Annotated in this window: 18 protein-coding genes and 1 pseudogene; 3 read left to right on the top strand and 16 right to left on the bottom strand. The window is 44.4% G+C overall.

The window, feature by feature from the left end; all coding sequences use genetic code 11:
* Positions 1–37: 37 nt before the first annotated feature.
* From nusB to vcdP, 13 genes are all read right to left on the bottom strand, one after another.
* Positions 38–505: a transcription antitermination factor NusB gene (nusB, locus tag AC3CKG_RS12810; RefSeq protein ID WP_004734399.1), complete on the bottom strand. Its 468-nt coding sequence runs from the start codon at positions 503–505 to the stop codon at positions 38–40.
* On the bottom strand, positions 505–975 hold the full coding sequence (gene ribH, locus AC3CKG_RS12815; protein ID WP_004734398.1) for a 6,7-dimethyl-8-ribityllumazine synthase: 471 nt from the start codon (positions 973–975) through the stop codon (positions 505–507). The genes nusB and ribH overlap by 1 nt, the downstream gene beginning before the upstream one ends.
* A 280-nt stretch (positions 976–1,255) precedes the next feature.
* Positions 1,256–2,365 (bottom strand): bifunctional 3,4-dihydroxy-2-butanone-4-phosphate synthase/GTP cyclohydrolase II, encoded by a 1,110-nt coding sequence (gene ribBA / locus AC3CKG_RS12820; protein WP_004734397.1) that lies wholly within the window; start codon positions 2,363–2,365, stop codon positions 1,256–1,258.
* Positions 2,366–2,474: 109 nt separating this feature from the next.
* Positions 2,475–3,131, bottom strand: a complete 657-nt coding sequence (locus AC3CKG_RS12825; RefSeq protein ID WP_488528432.1) for a riboflavin synthase — start codon at positions 3,129–3,131, stop codon at positions 2,475–2,477.
* Positions 3,132–3,183: 52 nt separating this feature from the next.
* Positions 3,184–4,299 carry a bifunctional diaminohydroxyphosphoribosylaminopyrimidine deaminase/5-amino-6-(5-phosphoribosylamino)uracil reductase RibD gene (ribD, locus tag AC3CKG_RS12830; RefSeq protein ID WP_488528433.1) on the bottom strand — a complete coding sequence of 372 codons (1,116 nt, stop codon included), beginning with the start codon at positions 4,297–4,299 and terminating at the stop codon, positions 3,184–3,186.
* A gap of 10 nt (positions 4,300–4,309) precedes the next feature.
* Positions 4,310–4,759, bottom strand: coding sequence for a transcriptional regulator NrdR (nrdR, locus tag AC3CKG_RS12835; protein WP_017106265.1), 450 nt, complete (start codon positions 4,757–4,759; stop codon positions 4,310–4,312).
* Positions 4,760–4,915: 156 nt separating this feature from the next.
* Positions 4,916–6,166, bottom strand: coding sequence for a glutamate-5-semialdehyde dehydrogenase (locus tag AC3CKG_RS12840; protein ID WP_488528434.1), 1,251 nt, complete (start codon positions 6,164–6,166; stop codon positions 4,916–4,918).
* A gap of 66 nt (positions 6,167–6,232) precedes the next feature.
* A complete protein-coding gene (proB, locus tag AC3CKG_RS12845; RefSeq protein ID WP_192852256.1) occupies positions 6,233–7,417 on the bottom strand; it encodes a glutamate 5-kinase in 1,185 nt (394 codons plus the stop codon).
* A gap of 76 nt (positions 7,418–7,493) precedes the next feature.
* Positions 7,494–7,883 (bottom strand): sigma factor-binding protein Crl, encoded by a 390-nt coding sequence (gene crl / locus AC3CKG_RS12850; RefSeq protein WP_017091097.1) that lies wholly within the window; start codon positions 7,881–7,883, stop codon positions 7,494–7,496.
* A 144-nt stretch (positions 7,884–8,027) separates the two neighbouring features.
* Entirely contained in the window at positions 8,028–9,281 is a 1,254-nt protein-coding gene (gene frsA, locus AC3CKG_RS12855) for an esterase FrsA (RefSeq protein ID WP_026012376.1), read from the bottom strand.
* 89 nt (positions 9,282–9,370) lie between these two features.
* Positions 9,371–9,835 (bottom strand): xanthine phosphoribosyltransferase, encoded by a 465-nt coding sequence (gene gpt, locus AC3CKG_RS12860; protein ID WP_017084190.1) that lies wholly within the window; start codon positions 9,833–9,835, stop codon positions 9,371–9,373.
* Between the two features lie 84 nt (positions 9,836–9,919).
* On the bottom strand, positions 9,920–11,209 hold the full coding sequence (locus tag AC3CKG_RS12865) for an NCS2 family permease (RefSeq protein ID WP_017106261.1): 1,290 nt from the start codon (positions 11,207–11,209) through the stop codon (positions 9,920–9,922).
* 522 nt (positions 11,210–11,731) lie between these two features.
* Positions 11,732–11,818, bottom strand: coding sequence for a small protein VcdP (gene vcdP, locus AC3CKG_RS12870; RefSeq protein ID WP_016767614.1), 87 nt, complete (start codon positions 11,816–11,818; stop codon positions 11,732–11,734).
* 456 nt (positions 11,819–12,274) lie between these two features.
* Here vcdP and AC3CKG_RS12875 point away from each other — a divergent pair, with 456 nt between their 5' ends.
* The gene (locus AC3CKG_RS12875) at positions 12,275–13,747 is read left to right on the top strand and encodes an aminoacyl-histidine dipeptidase (RefSeq protein ID WP_102361916.1); all 1,473 of its coding nucleotides are present in this window, start codon (positions 12,275–12,277) and stop codon (positions 13,745–13,747) included.
* 318 nt (positions 13,748–14,065) lie between these two features.
* On the opposite strand, the gene AC3CKG_RS12880 is transcribed toward AC3CKG_RS12875, so the two are convergent.
* A complete protein-coding gene (locus AC3CKG_RS12880) occupies positions 14,066–14,605 on the bottom strand; it encodes a DUF3332 family protein (protein ID WP_488528435.1) in 540 nt (179 codons plus the stop codon).
* A 271-nt stretch (positions 14,606–14,876) separates the two neighbouring features.
* Here AC3CKG_RS12880 and AC3CKG_RS12885 point away from each other — a divergent pair, with 271 nt between their 5' ends.
* Positions 14,877–15,923: a succinylglutamate desuccinylase/aspartoacylase family protein gene (locus AC3CKG_RS12885; RefSeq protein WP_102306453.1), complete on the top strand. Its 1,047-nt coding sequence runs from the start codon at positions 14,877–14,879 to the stop codon at positions 15,921–15,923.
* A 134-nt stretch (positions 15,924–16,057) separates the two neighbouring features.
* On the opposite strand, the gene AC3CKG_RS12890 is transcribed toward AC3CKG_RS12885, so the two are convergent.
* On the bottom strand, positions 16,058–16,372 hold the full coding sequence (locus tag AC3CKG_RS12890; protein ID WP_017106303.1) for a DUF3622 domain-containing protein: 315 nt from the start codon (positions 16,370–16,372) through the stop codon (positions 16,058–16,060).
* 350 nt (positions 16,373–16,722) lie between these two features.
* Between AC3CKG_RS12890 and AC3CKG_RS12895 the strand changes: the two are divergent.
* Positions 16,723–17,729 (top strand): annotated as a pseudogene (locus AC3CKG_RS12895) (adenosine deaminase).
* Between the two features lie 125 nt (positions 17,730–17,854).
* On the opposite strand, the gene AC3CKG_RS12900 reads toward AC3CKG_RS12895, so the two are convergent.
* Positions 17,855–19,039, bottom strand: a complete 1,185-nt coding sequence (locus tag AC3CKG_RS12900) for an NnrS family protein (protein WP_029225831.1) — start codon at positions 19,037–19,039, stop codon at positions 17,855–17,857.
* Between the last annotated feature and the right edge of the window lie 179 nt (positions 19,040–19,218).

Raw genomic sequence — 19,218 nt, forward strand, 5'->3', positions numbered from 1 at the left:
CATAAAAGCTGACCTTTAGATTCAATATACGAACGTCTTATTTCTTACGAACGTGCGGTGCAGCTTTATCAAGCACACCGTTAACAAACTTATGGCTGTCTTCTGCTGCGAATACTTTCGCAAGCTCGATAGCTTCGTTGATAACCACTTTGTATGGTACATCTTCGCGACGAGTCATCTCGTACATAGCTAAACGTAGAAGTGCTAGTTCCATCAAATCCAGATCTTGCATAGGGCGAGATACGAATGGACGAAGCTTGCTATCAAGTTCCATGTGGCTAAGAGCAACACCAGTTAGTAGGTCGCGGAAGTATGCAACGTCTGTTTCTGGCATAGCTAGAGCAGGTTCTGCGGCATGATGCTCTTCTTCATCATACTTACCACCAGATAAGAACTGTTCTTCAACGGTAGCAATATTTTCTTTAGTAATTTGCCAAGAATAAATTGCTTGTAGAGCAAATTGACGTGCGTTACGACGTGCGGCTGGTTTCACACTGGCCCCCATTAGGAATCGATTTCAGAAAGAACGTTGATCATCTCAAGTGCGCTAAGTGCTGCTTCTGCACCCTTATTACCAGCCTTGGTTCCTGCGCGTTCAATAGCTTGATCGATCGTATCAACAGTAAGAACACCAAACGCTACTGGAAGAGAAAACTCCAGAGACACTTGTGCCAAACCTTTATTACATTCACTACAAACATAGTCAAAGTGAGGTGTACCGCCACGGATTACTGTACCAAGAGATACAATCGCATCGAACTTACCTGTTTTTGCAACGCGCTGCGCTACAAGTGGAAGTTCTACTGCACCAGGGCAACGAACAACAGTGATGTTGTCTTCGCTTACTTGTCCATGACGCTTTAAAGTATCGATTGCACCAGAAAGTAAACTTTCGTTAATAAAACTGTTGAAACGAGCAATAACGATAGCAATTTTTGCATTTGGCGCTGGGAAGCCACCCTCGATCACTTTCATAAGCCTTCCTTTAACTATTTTCATCAAGTGAGAATCGCCGGATTCTAGCACAAAACTGTGAGCAATATCTAATGCTAATTTAGAAGAACAGACACCGGAGATGTAAAGATGATAACGCAGCGCTGCTGCCAACCTTATTGGAGCAGCAAGTAGCCAAGCTTGTGTATTCAACACGTTTTGAATCTGGCTTGGCTACTTTGCTCTTTTATCGAAATTAACCTCTAAAAGAGCCACTGAAATCATCGGTAAATTATGCCGCTATAAACGGACAGAGGTCGGCTTACTCGCAAACATATTCAACAACGTTAAGGCCAAAACCACCCAATGCGTGGTAACGCTTAGTGCTTGAAGAAAGCAGACGCATATCGTGAACGCCTAGGTCTTGAAGAATCTGAGAACCTACACCAACACGACGAGAAGTACCTTGTTTCTTAGCCATGGTTGGTTGCTCATTCTTATCTTGAGCTTCGAATGTCTTCACTTTATGGATCAAAGAATCAGACGACTCTTCGTTACCCAGAATAACCAACACACCGCCTTCGTCGCCAATGCGCTTCATCGCTTTATCTAGCGACCAGCTACGCTCGGTACCGCGATCAGAATGAAGCAGATCGGTAAACGTATCATGCAGGTGAACACGCACTAAAGGGGCGCCTACAGACAAGTCGCCCTTTTGCATTGCGTAGTGGATCTGGTTATCAATCGTGTCACGGTAAGTCACAAGTTCAAAGTCACCAAACTCTGTTGGCAAATGGCATTGTGCTACACGTTCAATCGTCGTTTCTGTGTTGTTGCGGTATTCAATAAGATCAGCAATGGTGCCTAATTTGATATCGTGCTTTTCAGCGAAGACTTCAAGATCAGGGCGACGTGCCATGGTGCCGTCGTCATTTAGGATCTCAACGATAACAGATGCTGGCTCACAGCCTGCTAGACGAGCTAAATCACAACCTGCTTCAGTGTGGCCTGCACGAGTTAGAACACCACCTTCTTGAGCTGTCAGTGGGAAGATATGACCAGGTTGAACTAAGTCAGCCGCTTTTGCGTCTTTTGCCACAGCAGCTTGAACGGTAACAGCGCGGTCTGATGCAGAAATACCGGTTGTTACGCCCTCTGCCGCTTCAATCGAAACCGTAAAGTTCGTCGTGTATTGAGCGTTGTTGTCTTGAACCATAGGCGCTAAACCCATGCGGTTTGAACGCTCTTTGGTCAGTGTTAAACAGATTAAGCCACGGCCATACATCGCCATGAAGTTAATCGCTTCTGGCGTAACATGTTCAGCTGCCATGATCAGATCGCCTTCATTTTCGCGATCTTCATCATCCATCAGGATAACCATTTTCCCTAGGCGAATGTCTTCAATAATTTCTTGAGGAGTACTAATTGGCATTGTTCTATATCCTTTGAAATGGTTCTGCTTCCTAGAACCGACACTATTTAAACCTGATGATATTGCTGCGCTTTTACAAAGTACTCTTTAGCAAACTTTGTACAAACGGTTAAGCAAAACCATTCTGCTGTAAGAATTCCATTGTTAATCGAGATTCAGGCTCAGACTCTTGCTGCTGGCCTTGCAGTAAACGCTCCATATAGCGCGCTAATACATCGACTTCTAGATTCACTTTGCGACCAACATTGAATTGATCGATGGTCGTTTCTGAAGAGGTATGAGGAACGATAGTCAGCTTAAAGGCATTCTTGCGTAAACCATTCACCGTCAGGCTAATACCATCAACGGTGACTGAACCTTTTTGAGCTACGTACTTTGAGATCTCTGCTGGCATTTCTACCCAAAACTCAATCGCACGACCAACTTGGTTACGCTCAACAATCTCACCCACGCCATCAACGTGACCCGATACGATATGACCACCGAAACGCGTGGTCGGTAACATTGCTTTCTCAAGGTTAACTTTATCGCCCGCTTGGTAATCGACAAAACCCGTTTTTTGCAGGGTCTCAAGCGAAAGATCTGCACTGTAGCTGTGGTCGTTATACTCAACTACCGTCAAACAAACACCATTGGTCGCGATACTGTCGCCTAACTTAACGTCAGCCATATCAAGATTACCAACATTAACCGTTACGGTGATGTCTTCTCCGCGGGGAGTGATTGCACTCAATGTACCTACGGCTTCTACAATTCCTGTAAACATTTTAAAACTCTTTTTGTTGTCAACGACACGTATGCTGTTGGAATGACTATTTCTACTGTGGTTTCGTCGCGATAATAGGTTTCGCGACGATGCGAATATCCACACCAACCTGTCGAACATCTTTAATTTCTAGGTCAATCACATCAGACATTGAAGTGAGCCCTAATGCGCCCATCAAACCTCGTCCGTCACTGCCCATTAGTTTAGGTGCTAAATAGAGGATTAGCTCATCCACCAGCTGCGCTTCAATCAAGCTTTTTGCCAATGTCGCGCCCGCTTCGACCCAAATATGGTCGATATGGTTCGCTGGCAATTGACGCATTAGATCGTGTAAATCGAGCTGACCTGCATCTGTGGTTCCGACTTCAATATCAGCAGAGGTTTCAGCGACTCTCAATACCGATGTTGGAGTTTGGAATAACTTGAGCTCAGGATACAGTTGATTTTGGCGATCAAGAATTACGCGAATTGGCTGACGTAACTCGTCTTCAACGTAATTTGTTTTGGTACTGCTTGGCAACTCTGCCCAACGAACATTCAGCGACGCGTTGTCTTCAATCACCGTTTGGCTGGTTGATAGCACCGCGCCTGATTTTGCTCGGTAGTTCTGAACGTCACGACGCGCTTCTGGCGACGTGATCCACTGACTTTGACCATTTTCCAATGCCGTTTGGCCATCAAGGCTCGCGGCCATTTTTAACTGAATAAATGGCATACCCGTTTGCATACGCTTAATAAATGCAGGATTTAAATCGAGAGCATCTTGCTCTAACAAGCCGATTTCAACCTCAATACCTGCGTCGCGTAGCATCTTGATACCACGGCCTGCGACTTTAGGGTTTGGGTCCTGCATGGCACAAATCACTTTTGAAACCTGAGCCTTAATCAAACCTTCAGCACAAGGCGGCGTTCGACCGTAATGAGAACAAGGTTCTAGCGTGACATAAGCGGTCGCGCCTTTTGCCTTGTCACCCGCCATTCTCATAGCGTGTACTTCGGCATGAGCTTCGCCAGCTTTGGCATGAAAACCTTCGCCAACGATCTGACCGTCGGTTTGTACGATGACACAACCCACATTCGGGTTGGGTGCAGTGGTGTAAATGCCGCGTTTTGCTAACTGAATAGCACGCGACATCATTTGAAAATCTAGGGGAGTAAAATTAGACATGATTGAGGAATTAGTCCTCTAATTTAGCGATTTCTTCGCCAAACTCTCGGATGTCTTCAAAGCTGCGGTAAACAGAGGCAAAACGGATGTACGCCACTTTATCCAATACTTTCAATTGACCCATAACAAGATTACCAATCATCTCGCTTGGTACTTCACGCTCACCAGTTGCACGGAGTTGTGACTTAATCGTACTGATCGCAAGTTCAATGGCATCAGCACTCACTGGGCGTTTTTCTAGGGCGCGTTGTACACCACCGACCATTTTATCTTCATTAAATGGTTCGCGGTTTCCATTCGACTTTATGACTTTAGGCATCACAAGTTCTGCCGATTCGAACGTCGTAAAACGTTCACTACATGCAAGGCATTGACGGCGACGACGAACCTGATGGCCATCGGCTACCAGTCTTGAATCGATTACTTTAGTGTCGTTCTCTGAACAAAAAGGACAATGCATATCACCTCCAAATAATTGAATATCAGTGTAACGGAATTGCCAAACGTTAGGAAAGAAAAAGGGCCAATTAAGGCCCTTTTGTGTGGTGATTCATTGATTATTGCTACTCAAAAGCAATTTCAAAAATGAGCTGAGGAATAAAATTAACGACCAGCGTTAACCACGAACCAAATAGTTCGCTTTGCCCACCCATTTGTAACTTGTCAGTTCTTCTAAGCCCATAGGACCACGAGCGTGTAGTTTCTGGGTAGATACTGCGACTTCAGCGCCTAAACCAAACTGTGCGCCATCGGTGAAACGTGTTGATGCATTCACATAAACCGCTGCAGAACCGACAGAGTTAATAAAGCGCTCTGAGCTCTCTAGACTATTCGTCATAATCGCATCTGAGTGGCTCGCATTGTGTATGCGCATGTGGTCAATAGCTTCTGCCACATCCGCAACGACTTTTACGCCTAGCGTGTAGCTTAGCCATTCAGTGTCAAAGTCACCTTCCACTGCATCACGTTGGTCTTCAAAACCCGCTATCAGAGATTTTGCGCTAGTGTCAGCAACCAAGGTAACCTTGCCCGCTAAACGCTGTGTTAGCTGCGCTAAGAAAGCTTCAGCAACCGCTTCGTGCACTAATAATGTATCTAGCGAGTTACACGCAGATGGGCGTTGAACTTTTGAGTTTTCAACCACATCAACAGACTTCTCTAGGTCCGCGCTTTCATCAACAAAGATATGGCTGATACCAAAACCACCAATGATCACTGGAATGGTGCTGTTCTCTTTACACATCTTGTGCAGACCAGCGCCGCCACGAGGAATGATCATATCTACGTAGTCGTCCAATTTAAGCAGTTGAGAGACTAATTCACGATCAGGTTTTTCGATATATTGAACTGAAGCGGCAGGAAGTTCCGCTTTCTCTAATGCAGACTGGATGACTTTAACCAGCTCCATGTTTGAGAAGAATGTCTCTTTGCCGCCGCGTAGGATGCTTGCGTTACCTGTTTTCAAACACAGAGCCGCAATATCGATAGTTACGTTCGGACGCGCTTCATAGATAACACCCACCACGCCAAGTGGTACACGACGACGAGACAATGACATACCGTTTTCCAGTACCTTGCTGTCAATCTCGCTGCCGACTGGATCATTCAGGCTAATCACGTTACGTACATCGTTAGCGATACCCGTTAGACGCTCTTCGTTCAGCAGTAGGCGATCAAGCAGTGCGTCGGTCAGACCGGCTTCACGACCAAGTTCTATATCTTTTGCGTTCGCTTCTAAAATCGTTGCTGCGTTTGCTTCTAACTCATCAGCGATGAGCGCCAATGCCTTGTTCTTTTGCGCCGTTGATGCGGTCGCTAGGTGGAAAGCAGCGTCTTTTGCTGCAATACCCATGTTAGTTAAATCCACGTTTAACTCTCCCTAAATTCTGTCTGTCTTTGGATGTAACAAGGCGATTCGCCTTATCATCACGAGCTATTCTTGGATTACAACCAGGTCGTCACGGTGAATGACTTCTGACCCGTAATCGTAGCCAAGAATGTCGCCAATATCTTTACTGTGCTTGCCTGCTATTTTTGCTAGGTCTTGGCTTGAATAACTGGCGATACCACGCGCCACTACCTTGCCTTTACTGTCTGTGACTTGAGTAACTTCACCACGAGAGAATTCGCCTTTAACTCGAACAACTCCTTTTGCCAACAAGCTGCTGCCTTTGGTGTTAACAGCATTGACTGCACCATCATCGACCACGATGTCACCAGCTGAAGCTGGGCCCGCTAAAATCCAGCGTTTACGGTTTTCAAGCGCTTCCGCTAAAGGCAAGAAACGCGTGCCTTGTGGGTTATCACTCAATGAGTCAAACACCACATTTTCAGCACTGCCTGCTGCAATGATCACTTCAATACCCGCACGACGAGCAATATCAGCTGCCTGCAGTTTTGTCGCCATGCCGCCGGTACCTAACGTAGTACCACTGCCGCCTGCGATCTTACGCAGTGTGTCATCAATGGTTTTTACTTCTTTTATGAGTTCAGCGTTTGGATCTTTGCGAGGGTCAGCCGTAAACAGGCCTTTTTGGTCGGTTAATAGCAAAAGCTTATCAGCGCCGCATAAAATACCAACCAGTGCCGACAAGTTATCGTTGTCGCCCACTTTAATTTCGTTGGTGGCTACTGCGTCGTTTTCGTTTACTACAGGAATAATATCATGTTCAACGAGTGCGTTGATCGTGTCACGTGCATTAAGAAAACGCTCGCGATCATCGAGATCAGCACGAGTCAGTAGCATCTGGCCAATTTTAAGGCCATAGATAGCAAACAAAGACTCCCAAACTTGAATCAACTGACTTTGCCCAACTGCCGCAAGCAACTGTTTGCTCGCCATCGAGTTGGGAAGTGCGGGGTAACCAAGGTGCTCACGTCCGGCTGCAATTGCACCAGACGAAACCATAACCACAGAGTGGCCTTGTTTTTTTAATTCAGCACATTGACGAACCAGCTCAACCATGTGAGCGCGGTCTAATGCCAATGTTCCACCAGTTAAGACACTGGTACCCAGTTTAACAACGACAGTTTTACTCTGTGTTGTTGTCCCGCTTTGATGATTTGTTGTCATGAAGTCTTTTATGAATAAAACAAATAAGAGGTGATGTTTTAGCAATCAACAAGAGAATTCACAAGTAGAAAAGGTGCGAAATCGCACCTTTTTGCTTTATAGAGAAGAGTAACCTTTAAAATCAGACGAATTCGACAGACTCTTCGTCTAACTGAACGCCGATTTCAAATTTCTTTTGAAGTTCGTCAACCAGCTTTTGGTGAAAGGCTTCTTGAGTTCGAGAGACCTCAGCGACCGCCTTTTTAGGTAATGGCAAAGGATCCCAGTTACCATCAATGTTGTATTTACCCGTGTTGTACTTCGCCGAAAATCCTTCTTCCGACTTATCCAACTCTAACCACCACCCCCAGAACTCGCGCTCTTCTGGTGACTTTTTATCGTTCACACACACAGACAAGCAATCAAAGATATAGTGGCCTTCTTCTGATTGCGGCTCCCTCAAATACGGACCAATGGCCTTTAAAACGTTTAACAAGCGATAATGTGTCGGTTGCTGTGTCACTTCTGACATATTGAATCTCCATTTTCAATGTTAAGAATGACTCTACTCAGACTGCAATACGTAGAAAACATGCAGTTGGATTTTATAAATTTTCTCTGAGTATCAGGTACTTACTTTGTACACTTTTCATGCTTAACTAATTTAGGAGAAATGTCATCTAAATAATTCATCCTCAAGCCACTTTATCGCTAATTCGAGGGATTGCTCATACCCCTGTGTAATTGATTTAGTTTTGATTTTCTTCGCTTTGCCGTAATCACTGTAAATAGCAACCAGTTGATTATCCAAATGCGGTGAAACAGGGTCACCTTCCAAAGCCAATGCCAAAATAGGAACACTGGTTTTACTGTTAGCCAGCAAGCCTTGAACCTTCAATGACCAAGCCATCAGTTGCCCAGAAAGGCTATTGATATCCACCGCTCCTTTGCCAAGGCGAGAAGCCAACACATCCAAATGCATCTTGGGCATCTGCTTGAGTTTGTCTGCATGAACAAAGATATCGTGGATCGGAGCGCCAAGAGAGATACAGGCTTTGAGTTTGTGCTGCTCAAGGAAGGATAACCTCACCATCGCGTTACCACCGAATCGGAAACCAAACAGACCGACTTTATGATGGTCCACCCATGGGATATTAGGCAGTTCATTCAACACGGCTTGATGCAGGCAAGAAGAGTCTTCGGTTAGTGGCCAGTGCGAACTGTGCCCTATCGACGGCATATCAATCGTTAGCATCGCAATGTTTTTCGGTGCTAGGTAATCTCTAAACAAACGCCACATGTCAGTTTGCAAGCTATCTAAACCCGCACTCACGATCACGACAGGTTGTGGTTTGTCTGTTTTGGTTAGATGTAAGTTCGCCTTAATCTTTTTGTTTTGATACGGCACTTCGATTTGTTTGACGATCAATTTGGTGTGTTTGATCGCTTCAGAATACGCCGCGTTCGCTAATACCTGCGCCTGAGCAGCAAGGTTGTCATTCTTTAGGTGTGGGTAACCCGCAATACTGAAACACAACGATGCTGAAAACAGCTCTTCAGCCATCTCTTCACCGTTCTTCTCATTAGAACGATTCTGATGCTGCATACCGAGCTTGGTCCATTCGTATGCCCAGTTACCACTGCGGTAGCCCATCACGGTATCTAACCACTCATCGGTGGTACGAGAATTATCGGATGAGGCAATGCGTGCTAATACCGCTTCTTGCTCTATCGGGTTTACGCCTTGCCATACCCACTGAAGACGTCTTAGGTTTCGATACCAAGATGAGTTCTGCTCTTCACGCTTTTTATCCAACAGTTCTTCTGAACTTGGCATATAACGCGTGAGCATTGAGGTCTCTTTAGCCTGCTTGTGCTTTACAAACAAGGTTTCCGAAAGGTTCGAGCTCGTTTCTTCTGATTCAGACATTGGGACACTTAATAAGAAATGGTTGTTACTAATCATATAAAAAAAAATGACCCTATAAAGGGTCATTTCTCAAAAAACTAAGTTTACACTTATTTTGACTTGCGATTTACCGGCTCAACGAAGCTTAGGCTAGTATCCCAAGGTTGCTCAATCCATGTGTCTTGAGCGATATCAACGATGTATTCGTCTAACAAATCTGCGCCAGATGGTTTTGCACATACAGCGATCAATTTCGCTTTAGGGTACATTTCGCGAAGCTTGCGTGCAGTGTCACCACTATCAACAAGGTCTTCAACGATTAGGAAACCTTCGCCGTCACCTTCAGGAGCTTTAACGACTGTCATATCACGTTGGTGATCGTGGTCGTAGCTAGAAATACAAATCGTATCTACGTGACGAATACCTAGTTCACGAGCCAAGATTGCACCAGGAACCAAACCACCACGGCTTACTGCCCAGATACCTTTCCACTGTTCTGCTGGCATTTGCTTTTCAGCTAGTTGACGGCAGTAAGTCTGCATGTTGTCCCAAGTGATAACGAATTTGTTGCTCATAGTATAAAACCTAATAATTTTGTCATGTTATTAGAGGCTATGCCTTACATAGCCTCTTCAGCGATTAAGCAGAAATCTAGACGATTAAGCGAAAATGTATTTAAGAATAAAGATAACCGACATTACCCACACAGCAGGTGAAACGTCGCGACCTTTACCACTTAGCAGCTTAATTGCAGCGTAAGCGATGAAACCTAGTGAGATACCCTCAGCGATAGAGTACGTCAGCGGCATAAGCAGACATGTTACCACGACTGGTGCAGCTTCCGTAAGATCACGCCAATCAATGCCAACTAGGCCAGACATCATCAGAATTGCTACATAGAAAAGTGCACCTGATGTTGCGTAAGCCGGAATCATACCTGCAAGTGGCGAGAAGAAAAGAGCCAGTAGGAATAAGATGCCAACTACAACCGCGGTTAGACCTGTACGACCGCCTTCAGCAACACCCGCAACACTCTCAACGTAAGATGTCGTATTTGATGTACCTAGCAGTGCACCGATAGACGTTGCTGTTGAGTCAGCAAGCAGTGCCTTGTTTAGACGAGGCAGTTTACCGTCTTCTTTGATTAGGTTTGCTTTCGTTGCAACACCAACCAGAGTACCCGCTGTATCGAACAAATCGACGAACAAGAATGCGAATACGACTGAAATCATACCAATTTCAAATACAGCAGAGAAATCAAGCTGCATGAATGTCGGAGCTAGGCTTGGTGGTGTCGACATGATGCCGCCGTACTGAACGTCACCAATTGCAATGCCGATAGCCGTGATTGCTAGAATCGCAATCATTACCGCACCTTTCACACCGCGATGAACAAGAGCAATAGTCAGGAAGAAACCAAGCGCACCTAACATTGGCGCAATCGCAGTGATATCGCCAAGTGAAACCTTAGTCGCTGGGTTAGAAACAACGATGCCTGCATTGCTAAGCGCGATAAACGCAAGGAAAAGGCCGATACCCGCAGAGATACCAACACGCAGAGACATAGGGATCGAGTTGATAATCCATTCACGGATCTTAAAGATACTTAAGAAGATGAAGATTACGCCTGATACGAAAACCGCTGCCAAAGCAACTTGCCACGTATAACCCATACCCATTACAACAGCGTAGGTAAAGAATGCGTTCAGACCCATGCCTGGAGCTTGCGCGATTGGGTAGTTAGCAACAAAACCCATGATGAAACAGCCAATAGCGGCCGCTAAACAGGTTGCTACAAATACAGCGCCATGGTCCATACCAGCATCAGCTAGAATCATTGGGTTTACAAAAATGATGTAAGCCATTGTTAGGAAGGTTGTTAGACCTGCGATGATTTCAGTGCGCACATTGGTGCCATTTTCACTGAGTTTGAATAGCTTTTCGAACATTATCGAATCCTATAAGGGTAAAAAGTAAACGGTTGCGTAATCGATTGGCTGTGGATTATAAAGTTATCAAATAACAAATTCCAGATAGAATTAAGGCTCTAATCGATATTTATCAGAATGCCGTATGAAACAAAGCGATTAAAAACGAAGACTGGAATGAAAAATAGTCATTAAAAACAATAAATTAAGCAAGATAAATACGATGAGATTACTTGGCTATTTTTTAAACCATCAGTTATTTTCATTGAGAATGTAGCCATCAAATTCTCAATTTAAACCCACAAGAGATGTGTATTTTTCAACAGGATCAGTAATAAGGCGCAAATTGATATTTTAGCGTTTAAAAAACAACCGCTGAGAATGGTAGAAAAAGTGGTGAATTGACGCGGTAGGGAAAAAGTAGCAGGCAAAAAAAACGCCACTCAATACTGAGTGGCGGTAGAATCTGTCAACCAAAAGGGTTGTAAAAGAATTCCAATATATAGGGGTGAACAAAACTGTTCGAGTTACATGCTTGTGGTATTAGTAACCAAAGCTTGTAGGGTATGCAAAGTTGCTAGTGTAAACAGAGCTGTTAAGCCAGAACATTGCAGATGGTAAACCTTTCATAACTATCACCTTAATAAATCAATAAAAAACGAATTTGATTTCTCGGTTCCTTGGAGGCGATAAAACGGACTCATCCTTTGAGCATTTACTCTTCACTTCAGAAGTTGGTTATTAATATACCCGAAAGAAAGAAGATTACAAGTATTTTTTGCCATACGTCACACTTTTGACTAATTATGGTTATTTAAGAAACTTTATTTTGTAATTAAATTACAAAACAGACTTAAACAAACGTTTGCTTACACTTTTTATAAGCATCAAAGCGCTTAATAATGATCAGATGGACAAGATCGCTTTCAAAATTTGAGCTATTTGAAGTTTAGAACCGCTACTCGTCAAAACGCTCAAGTGGTATGCTGTTGCCATCAAAACAGACCCATATTTTAGATTTTTATTCTAAGGTTTTACCTATAGAAATCCTAAATATATGGTTACCAAATAAAAAAGGAGTCATCCGTGTCTGAATTCCATTCTGAGATCAGTAAATTATCCCCTGCCCCTATTTGGCAGTTCTTCGATAAGATTTGCTCAATCCCACATCCATCTAAGCATGAGGAAGAGCTAGCTCAATACATTATTGCTTGGGCAACAGAGCAAGGTTTAAATGTACGTCGCGACCCAACGGGTAACGTATTCATTACTAAACCTGCAACGCCAGGCATGGAAAACAAAAAAGGTGTTGTACTACAAGCGCACATCGATATGGTTCCACAAAAGAACGAAGACACGGTTCACGACTTCGCTAAAGATCCTATCCAGCCATATATTGATGGTGAGTGGGTTACAGCAAAAGGCACAACACTGGGTGCTGATAACGGTATGGGTATGGCTTCTTGCCTTGCTGTACTGGCATCAAACGAAATCAAACATGGCCCTATCGAAGTTCTACTAACAGTAGATGAAGAAGCAGGCATGACTGGTGCGTTCGGTCTTGAGGCAGGTTGGTTAGAAGGTGATATCCTTCTTAATACCGATTCAGAGCAAGAAGGCGAAGTGTACATGGGTTGTGCTGGCGGTATCGACGGCGCAATGACATTTGAAATTGCACGTAACGCAATCCCAGCAGATTTCGTAACACGTAAGCTAACGCTAAAAGGCCTAAAAGGCGGTCACTCTGGTTGTGATATCCATACTGGTCGTGCAAACGCGAACAAACTGCTTGCTCGCTTCCTAGCGGGTCACGCAAAAGAGCTAGACCTTCGCATCGTAGAATTCAAAGGTGGTAGCCTTCGTAACGCTATTCCTCGTGAAGGCTTCGTAACGGTTGCGGTTCCAGCAGCAAACCAAGAGAAACTGGCTTCGCTATACAACTACTACACAGAGCTGCTTTCAACAGAGCTAGGTAAAGTAGAAGACAGCATCGTGACTTTCAATGAAGAAGCTTCTGTAGAAATGGGCGCACTTGCGTCAGCAGACCAAGCTCGCTTTATCGCGGCACTTAACGCATGTCCAAACGGCGTGATTCGTATGAGTGACGAGATTGAAGGTGTTGTTGAAACGTCTCTAAACGTAGGTGTTATCACAACAGAAGAGAACTCAATCACAGTGCTTTGCCTGATCCGTTCTCTTATCGATTCAGGTCGTAGCCAAGTAGAAAGCATGCTTCACTCTGTTGCTGAACTAGCAGGCGCTAACATCGCGTTCTCTGGTGCTTATCCAGGTTGGAAACCAGACGCAGATTCAGAAATCATGCATATCTTCCGCGACATGTACGAAGGTATCTACGGTCACAAGCCAAACATCATGGTTATCCATGCTGGTCTTGAATGTGGTCTATTCAAAGAACCTTACCCGAACATGGATATGGTTTCTTTCGGCCCAACCATCAAGTTCCCTCACTCTCCAGATGAGAAAGTGAAGATCGACACGGTTGAGCTATTCTGGAACCAAATGGTTGCGCTACTTGAAGCTATCCCAGAAAAAGCATAATTCGATAAGCTGTGTTTGTTCAATGAATCGTGCTTTTCAATAAATAGTACTTTTCAGTAAACATCGTTTATCCGAGACAAAATAAAACAGGTACTCAATGAGTACCTGTTTTTGTATCTAATCTTTGTAATGACTATTTGTGACTAAAGAAGTAATACCAATCACAGTAAGTAAGTGTTCAGAAATAGCGTAGGAAAAAGGCTTGAGAACAAGGCGTGATTTTCTGATAAGTAGTTATTCTACAATCAAAAATCACAACGCAGTTATCGAGATTTTTAACAAGCTAGGGTGACCAGTTATTTACTACGATTGGTATAACTAAGCGCGTGTAGCCGCGTAGCTCTCTAGCTCATCAATTGAAGTTTGTGCCACAACTGCACCATCGATGAAGTACGTCACCATCTCGCCATCGCGAACACCGATTAACGTCGCACGCTCACCAGATTGGTAAGTAATATCCATTTGGATCGTGTTTTCATCAATCTGTTGCATTTGACCTTTCTCAATCACATCAGCACTCGTAATTGGGCCTACAGGCGCTTCCGTTAGAGACGGATCCAACTGATGGTTGATGTCTAGGTATGTATCAGTCTTTGTATCAAAGATGTGCGGAGAACCAGTTAGTGGGTTGCTACCAGTCCAGAACTCTAGTGAGTTGAATACCAGGTAATCGGCAGCAACTGTTAGGCCGTAAGCAGGCGCTAGTAGCATGTTCAAGCCACCACGTGCGTAACGGTTATCAACAGCCTTAACGTTAAACTTCATTAGGTAACCGGTTACTGCGTTACTACCAACACAGCCAGATAAAGCGACAGAAACCACCGCCAGTGCAACGACTTTTGAAATTGTTTTTTTCATTTTTATCTCGATATATGAATTTGGCCGCCAAAAAATGGCGATGGATAATACCAATCAACCGAGCGAAAAATATCAGAGTTAAATCAATGTATTGTCAGGAAATTCACAATTTAAAACACCCTCTAATTAGCCAAATAAAAAACAGAAACCAATTCAGAAGCCTCTCCATAAAAAACTTTTGTCGTGACCGTAAAGTGATTGATTCGTACTAAAAATCAACGATTGATACATTCCGTGTTAACGAATTATCACTATGTTGAGAACAACCTAAATGGCAAGACTAAAACCTAATCAACCCTTCGAATTACTTGGTTATACTGTTCAGCCAGGGCAACGAATGGAGATTGAACTGCAAGCTGCCCTGCTTTACACGCACTCTCCACTTTCGATCCCGATTGAAATTATTCACGGTCGCCAAGCAGGTCCAACACTGATGGTAAATGCGGCTATCCACGGCGATGAGCTAAACGGTGTTGAGATTGCACGACAACTGACAAACGCGATTGATCCAAAGAAGCTGAAAGGGACATTAATTGTTGTGCCGATCGTTAACGTGTTTGGCTTTATCCATAAATCTCGATACCTACCAGACCGTCGTGATCTAAACCGTTGCTTCCCGGGTAGTGAGAAAGGATCACTGACATCACGCATCGCTCACACCTTCTTCGAAAACGTGGCAAAGCACTGTGATTACATCTTGGATCTACACACGGGTGCGATTCACCGTACTAACTTGCCACAGATCCGTGCAAACCTATCGAACCCTGAAACACTGCGCATCGCAAAAGCATTCGCAACACCAGTGATCATTGATTCTCCATTGCGTGACGGCTCACTACGTAGTGAAGCAGAAAAGTTGGGGATTCCTGTACTAACGTATGAAGGTGGTGAAGCGCTGCGTTTTGATCACCTAGCGATTCGTGCGGGTTACCTTGGCGTGCATCAAGTAATGAAAGAAATCGGCATGCTGCGCCCTAACCGTAAGAAGTTGCCAGAGCCAGTACTGAGTAAATCTACCAGCTGGATCCGTGCTGAGTCAGACGGTATTTTGCGCAACATGGTAAGACTGGGTGAACAAGTTGAAGCAGGACAAACTCTGGCTTACATCAGTTCACCTCTAGGTCACCAAGAAGGCCAAGTGATCACAACTAAAGGCGGTATCGTGATTGGCCAGCAAACGCTGCCTCTAGTGAATGAAGGTGACGCGGTGTTCCACATTGCTTACTTCAAGCAAGATGATGATGAAGTGGGACAGTCTGTTGAGAGTTACATTGAAGAAGTCGCGGAAGATGATTGGTTAACGACTCTGAACAACTAAGTTTGCAGAGTAAGTTAGCGGAATAACGCTCAGAAATGCAAAAGCCCCAATATACTTTTAACTAGAAAGAGAAAAGTTATATTGGGGCTTTTTTCTGCTCTTCTTCAAACAAGAAGAGCATAAATTATTGCGACTTACTCGTCGTCTAGCTCTTCTGCGCGAGCTTTTGCACGTGCTTCACGCGCTTGCTCAGCTTTAAGCTCTTTAGTGTGACGCAATTCATCACGCTCTTTACGTTGCTCTGATTTACGATCGTTACGCTCAGCTTGGTTTGCGATGAAAGATGCTAGTTCTTTCTCAGCCCACTCTTGTGCTAGAGCTTCAGTTTCAAAACCAGATTCACGCTTAGATACTGTTGTGCTGCGAGACGTTACTTGACGAGTAATCTCTGCACACCAACCGTTGCGTTTTTCTGTAATGCGGATATCAAATTTTTTGTTCTTAGACATGTTCTATTTATTCCTAAGGGAGATCATTAAGGGATCGGTCAACTTTGATAACTCCATCTAAGTGAGCATCTTTTAACACCATCCCTTGGTAAGCGCGGTATTAGAGCACAAATCCATGGATATTGCTGCAAATATTTGCAGCGGATCACACTCCATTGCTGCAAATCGTTTGCGGCTCATTTCAATTCTTTCATTAGCCTCTATTCACCAGCAATTTCAGCGCTGTTTTATCGACAGCAATGAAATGAACTATGCTCAAACAGAGAGAAATAAATCGCCTAAAATCTCACATTAATAGGCGTAAGCATCTCACCTACTCCGCCCATAATTAAAATAGCTAAGGAGTTGCTATGGATAGCTTCATCAAAAAATTACCGAAGGTTGAGCTTCATTTACACATAGAAGGCACACTAAACCTGAGTTGATGTTCGAACTCGCCAAGCGCAATAACGTGTCGATTCCCTTTGAGAATCCAGACCAAGTTCGCGAAGCCTATCAATTTCACAACCTGCAATCCTTCCTCGATATCTATTACCAAGGCGCCAACGTGCTGATCCACCAGCAAGATTTCTACGACCTAACTTGGGCTTACCTATTGAAATGCCAGCAAGACAACGTAGTTCATACCGAAATATTTTTTGACCCACAGACTCATACCGAACGTGGGATAGGTTTCGACACAGTTGTTGGCGGTATCACTCAAGCTTTACAGAAAGCAGAACAGGAACTTGGGATAAGCAGCCAACTGATCATGTGCTTTCTGCGCCACCTTGATGAAGACAGCGCGTTCGAGACGCTCAAGCAAGCCCTGCCCTACAAAGATAAAATCATAGCGGTTGGGCTAGATTCATCAGAGCAAGGCAACCCGCCAGAAAAATTTAAACATGTCTTTCAAGAAGCCATCAACCAAGGTTTCCTAACCGTGGCTCATGCAGGAGAAGAAGGCCCAGCACAAAATATTAGTGATGCGTTGAGCTTGTTAGGCATAACCCGAATTGATCATGGCGTTCGCTGTGTTGAAGATGACGACTTGATGGAACAGTTGATAGCAAAGCGCACACCGCTGACCGTATGCCCGCTATCGAATACCAAGCTCAAGGTCTTCGAAACCATGCAACAACACAACATTGTCAAACTGCTGAGGAAAGGGCTGTGCGTCACCATCAATTCCGATGATCCCGCTTACTTTGGTGGTTACATGAATGACAACTTCCTCGCTGTCGCCAATGCTCATCCACTGACGAAAAACGAATTAGCTCAATTCAGCATCAATGCCATTGAAGCGAGCTTCGTTTCCCCTCAGGCTAGACAAGAACTCACCGCGCAAGTCCGCCAATATCTAACAGTGAATGCTTAACAAGCCAATAGATAATACTGAACGAATAGAGAAAGTGCACTTTTCAACACGATCAAAAAAGGGAAGCTCATTGCTTCCCTTTCATTATCTGAAGGCTTAACTCGCAAGCTTAATCAATCCTCTGATTAACCTGGGTGACCATCTACTCGTGGGGTTAATAACATCATGCCAAACTTCCAGATAAACAAACCAAACGCCAACGTCCATAAACCCGCGCTGATGTTGACCATCTCAAATAAGTAAGCAGGGAAGAAAGTGACACCTAAGCTACGAACTAATGCCGCGATAAAGATAGCCGAGAACGCCAACGCCATGCTTGGCCCTTTATAGATAGCACGGCCTGTGTGTCCCATGGTGACACGAGTGATCATCGCAAGAATGAGCCCACTCAAACCGCCAATCGCAAACAGGTGCAGCATGTTATGGCTTGCAAATGGATTATCTAACAACCCTCTTAGCAACAAACTCAAAGGAATACACATATAAGCCGCATGCAGTGACCACACCAAAGGCTCAGACAACGTTGTCCAAGGCTTCCAACGGACAAAGCGCACCAACTGAGTCACACCTGCAAACACCATCAACTCATTGCCCACTTGAGCAAAGGTCAACGGGAAGAAGCTCAGCACAAACAACCCAACCAAAGGCAGGTTCGCTAGCCATTCCAACCAAACCAATGGTTGTGCTTTTTCAAAGTCAAAACGACGGGCCGTGAAGAACGGGATAACTCGTCCACCCATCACGGATAATAGCAAGGTAAACCACCATAACATTGCGTGCCATACTGCAGACGATGGGAATGGAGGCATGCCTTTAATCGTCGCGTAACTAGCAAAGTTGGCGACGATAGCCAATATAAACAGCGGCACAAAAAACAGGTTCTTCCAGCCTTTCGATTTCACGACACGGAAACCAATCTCGTAAGCGGCAAAGATCAAGAACAACGCTTCAACCGATGAGATTAACCACAATGGCGCCGGTGTCCAAAATAGAATACGAGGTGCTAGCCACAAACCAACGAGCGCAGCTAATCGATAATGTTTAGTTCCGTTGACTCCCGTCCACGTTTGCACCGCAGTCAGAACAAAACCAACCACAATCGCCATAGAAAAACCAAACAGCATTTCATGTACGTGCCACCAAAGCGCGGGCACTTTTAACACTTCAGGCTGACCATTTTGGAACATGACAACCCAAGCGACGATAGCAATCACGGCATAGAGGCTGCCTAGAAAGAAGAAAGGTCTAAAACCTAAACGAAGATAAGCTGGAATCGCATCTTCTACGCTTTTATCTGTGATATTTAACAAACTCATTCCTCATTTCAGATAACAAGCCAAATGTGGCTTATATTGAATTGCTACCAATAGCCAAATTCAAGGTGCAGTAATCATCACCGCAATATTGCCTAACACAATGCATGAAACGCGCCAAAGATATAAAACCAATAAAAACAAGCAACAAGGTGTATTTAGAGGTCAAAAAAGTG

The organism is Vibrio sp. QJM3NY_15, from assembly GCF_057785995.1.

Excerpts from the sequence above, each read along its gene's own strand:
- vcdP (WP_016767614.1), bottom strand. The coding sequence starts at position 11,818 with ATGAAAGGTTTACCATCTGCAATGTTCTGGCTTAACAGCTCTGTTTAC.
- AC3CKG_RS12890 (WP_017106303.1), bottom strand. The coding sequence starts at position 16,372 with ATGTCTAAGAACAAAAAATTTGATATCCGCATTACAGAAAAACGCAAC.
- ribH (WP_004734398.1), bottom strand. The coding sequence starts at position 975 with ATGAAAGTGATCGAGGGTGGCTTCCCAGCGCCAAATGCAAAAATTGCT.
- frsA (WP_026012376.1), bottom strand. The coding sequence starts at position 9,281 with ATGTCTGAATCAGAAGAAACGAGCTCGAACCTTTCGGAAACCTTGTTT.
- ribD (WP_488528433.1), bottom strand. The coding sequence starts at position 4,299 with ATGTCTAATTTTACTCCCCTAGATTTTCAAATGATGTCGCGTGCTATT.
- gpt (WP_017084190.1), bottom strand. The coding sequence starts at position 9,835 with ATGAGCAACAAATTCGTTATCACTTGGGACAACATGCAGACTTACTGC.
- AC3CKG_RS12825 (WP_488528432.1), bottom strand. The coding sequence starts at position 3,131 with ATGTTTACAGGAATTGTAGAAGCCGTAGGTACATTGAGTGCAATCACT.
- nusB (WP_004734399.1), bottom strand. The coding sequence starts at position 505 with ATGGGGGCCAGTGTGAAACCAGCCGCACGTCGTAACGCACGTCAATTT.
- nrdR (WP_017106265.1), bottom strand. The coding sequence starts at position 4,759 with ATGCATTGTCCTTTTTGTTCAGAGAACGACACTAAAGTAATCGATTCA.
- AC3CKG_RS12880 (WP_488528435.1), bottom strand. The coding sequence starts at position 14,605 with ATGAAAAAAACAATTTCAAAAGTCGTTGCACTGGCGGTGGTTTCTGTC.
- AC3CKG_RS12885 (WP_102306453.1), top strand. The coding sequence starts at position 14,877 with ATGGCAAGACTAAAACCTAATCAACCCTTCGAATTACTTGGTTATACT.
- crl (WP_017091097.1), bottom strand. The coding sequence starts at position 7,883 with ATGTCAGAAGTGACACAGCAACCGACACATTATCGCTTGTTAAACGTT.
- AC3CKG_RS12865 (WP_017106261.1), bottom strand. The coding sequence starts at position 11,209 with ATGTTCGAAAAGCTATTCAAACTCAGTGAAAATGGCACCAATGTGCGC.
- ribBA (WP_004734397.1), bottom strand. The coding sequence starts at position 2,365 with ATGCCAATTAGTACTCCTCAAGAAATTATTGAAGACATTCGCCTAGGG.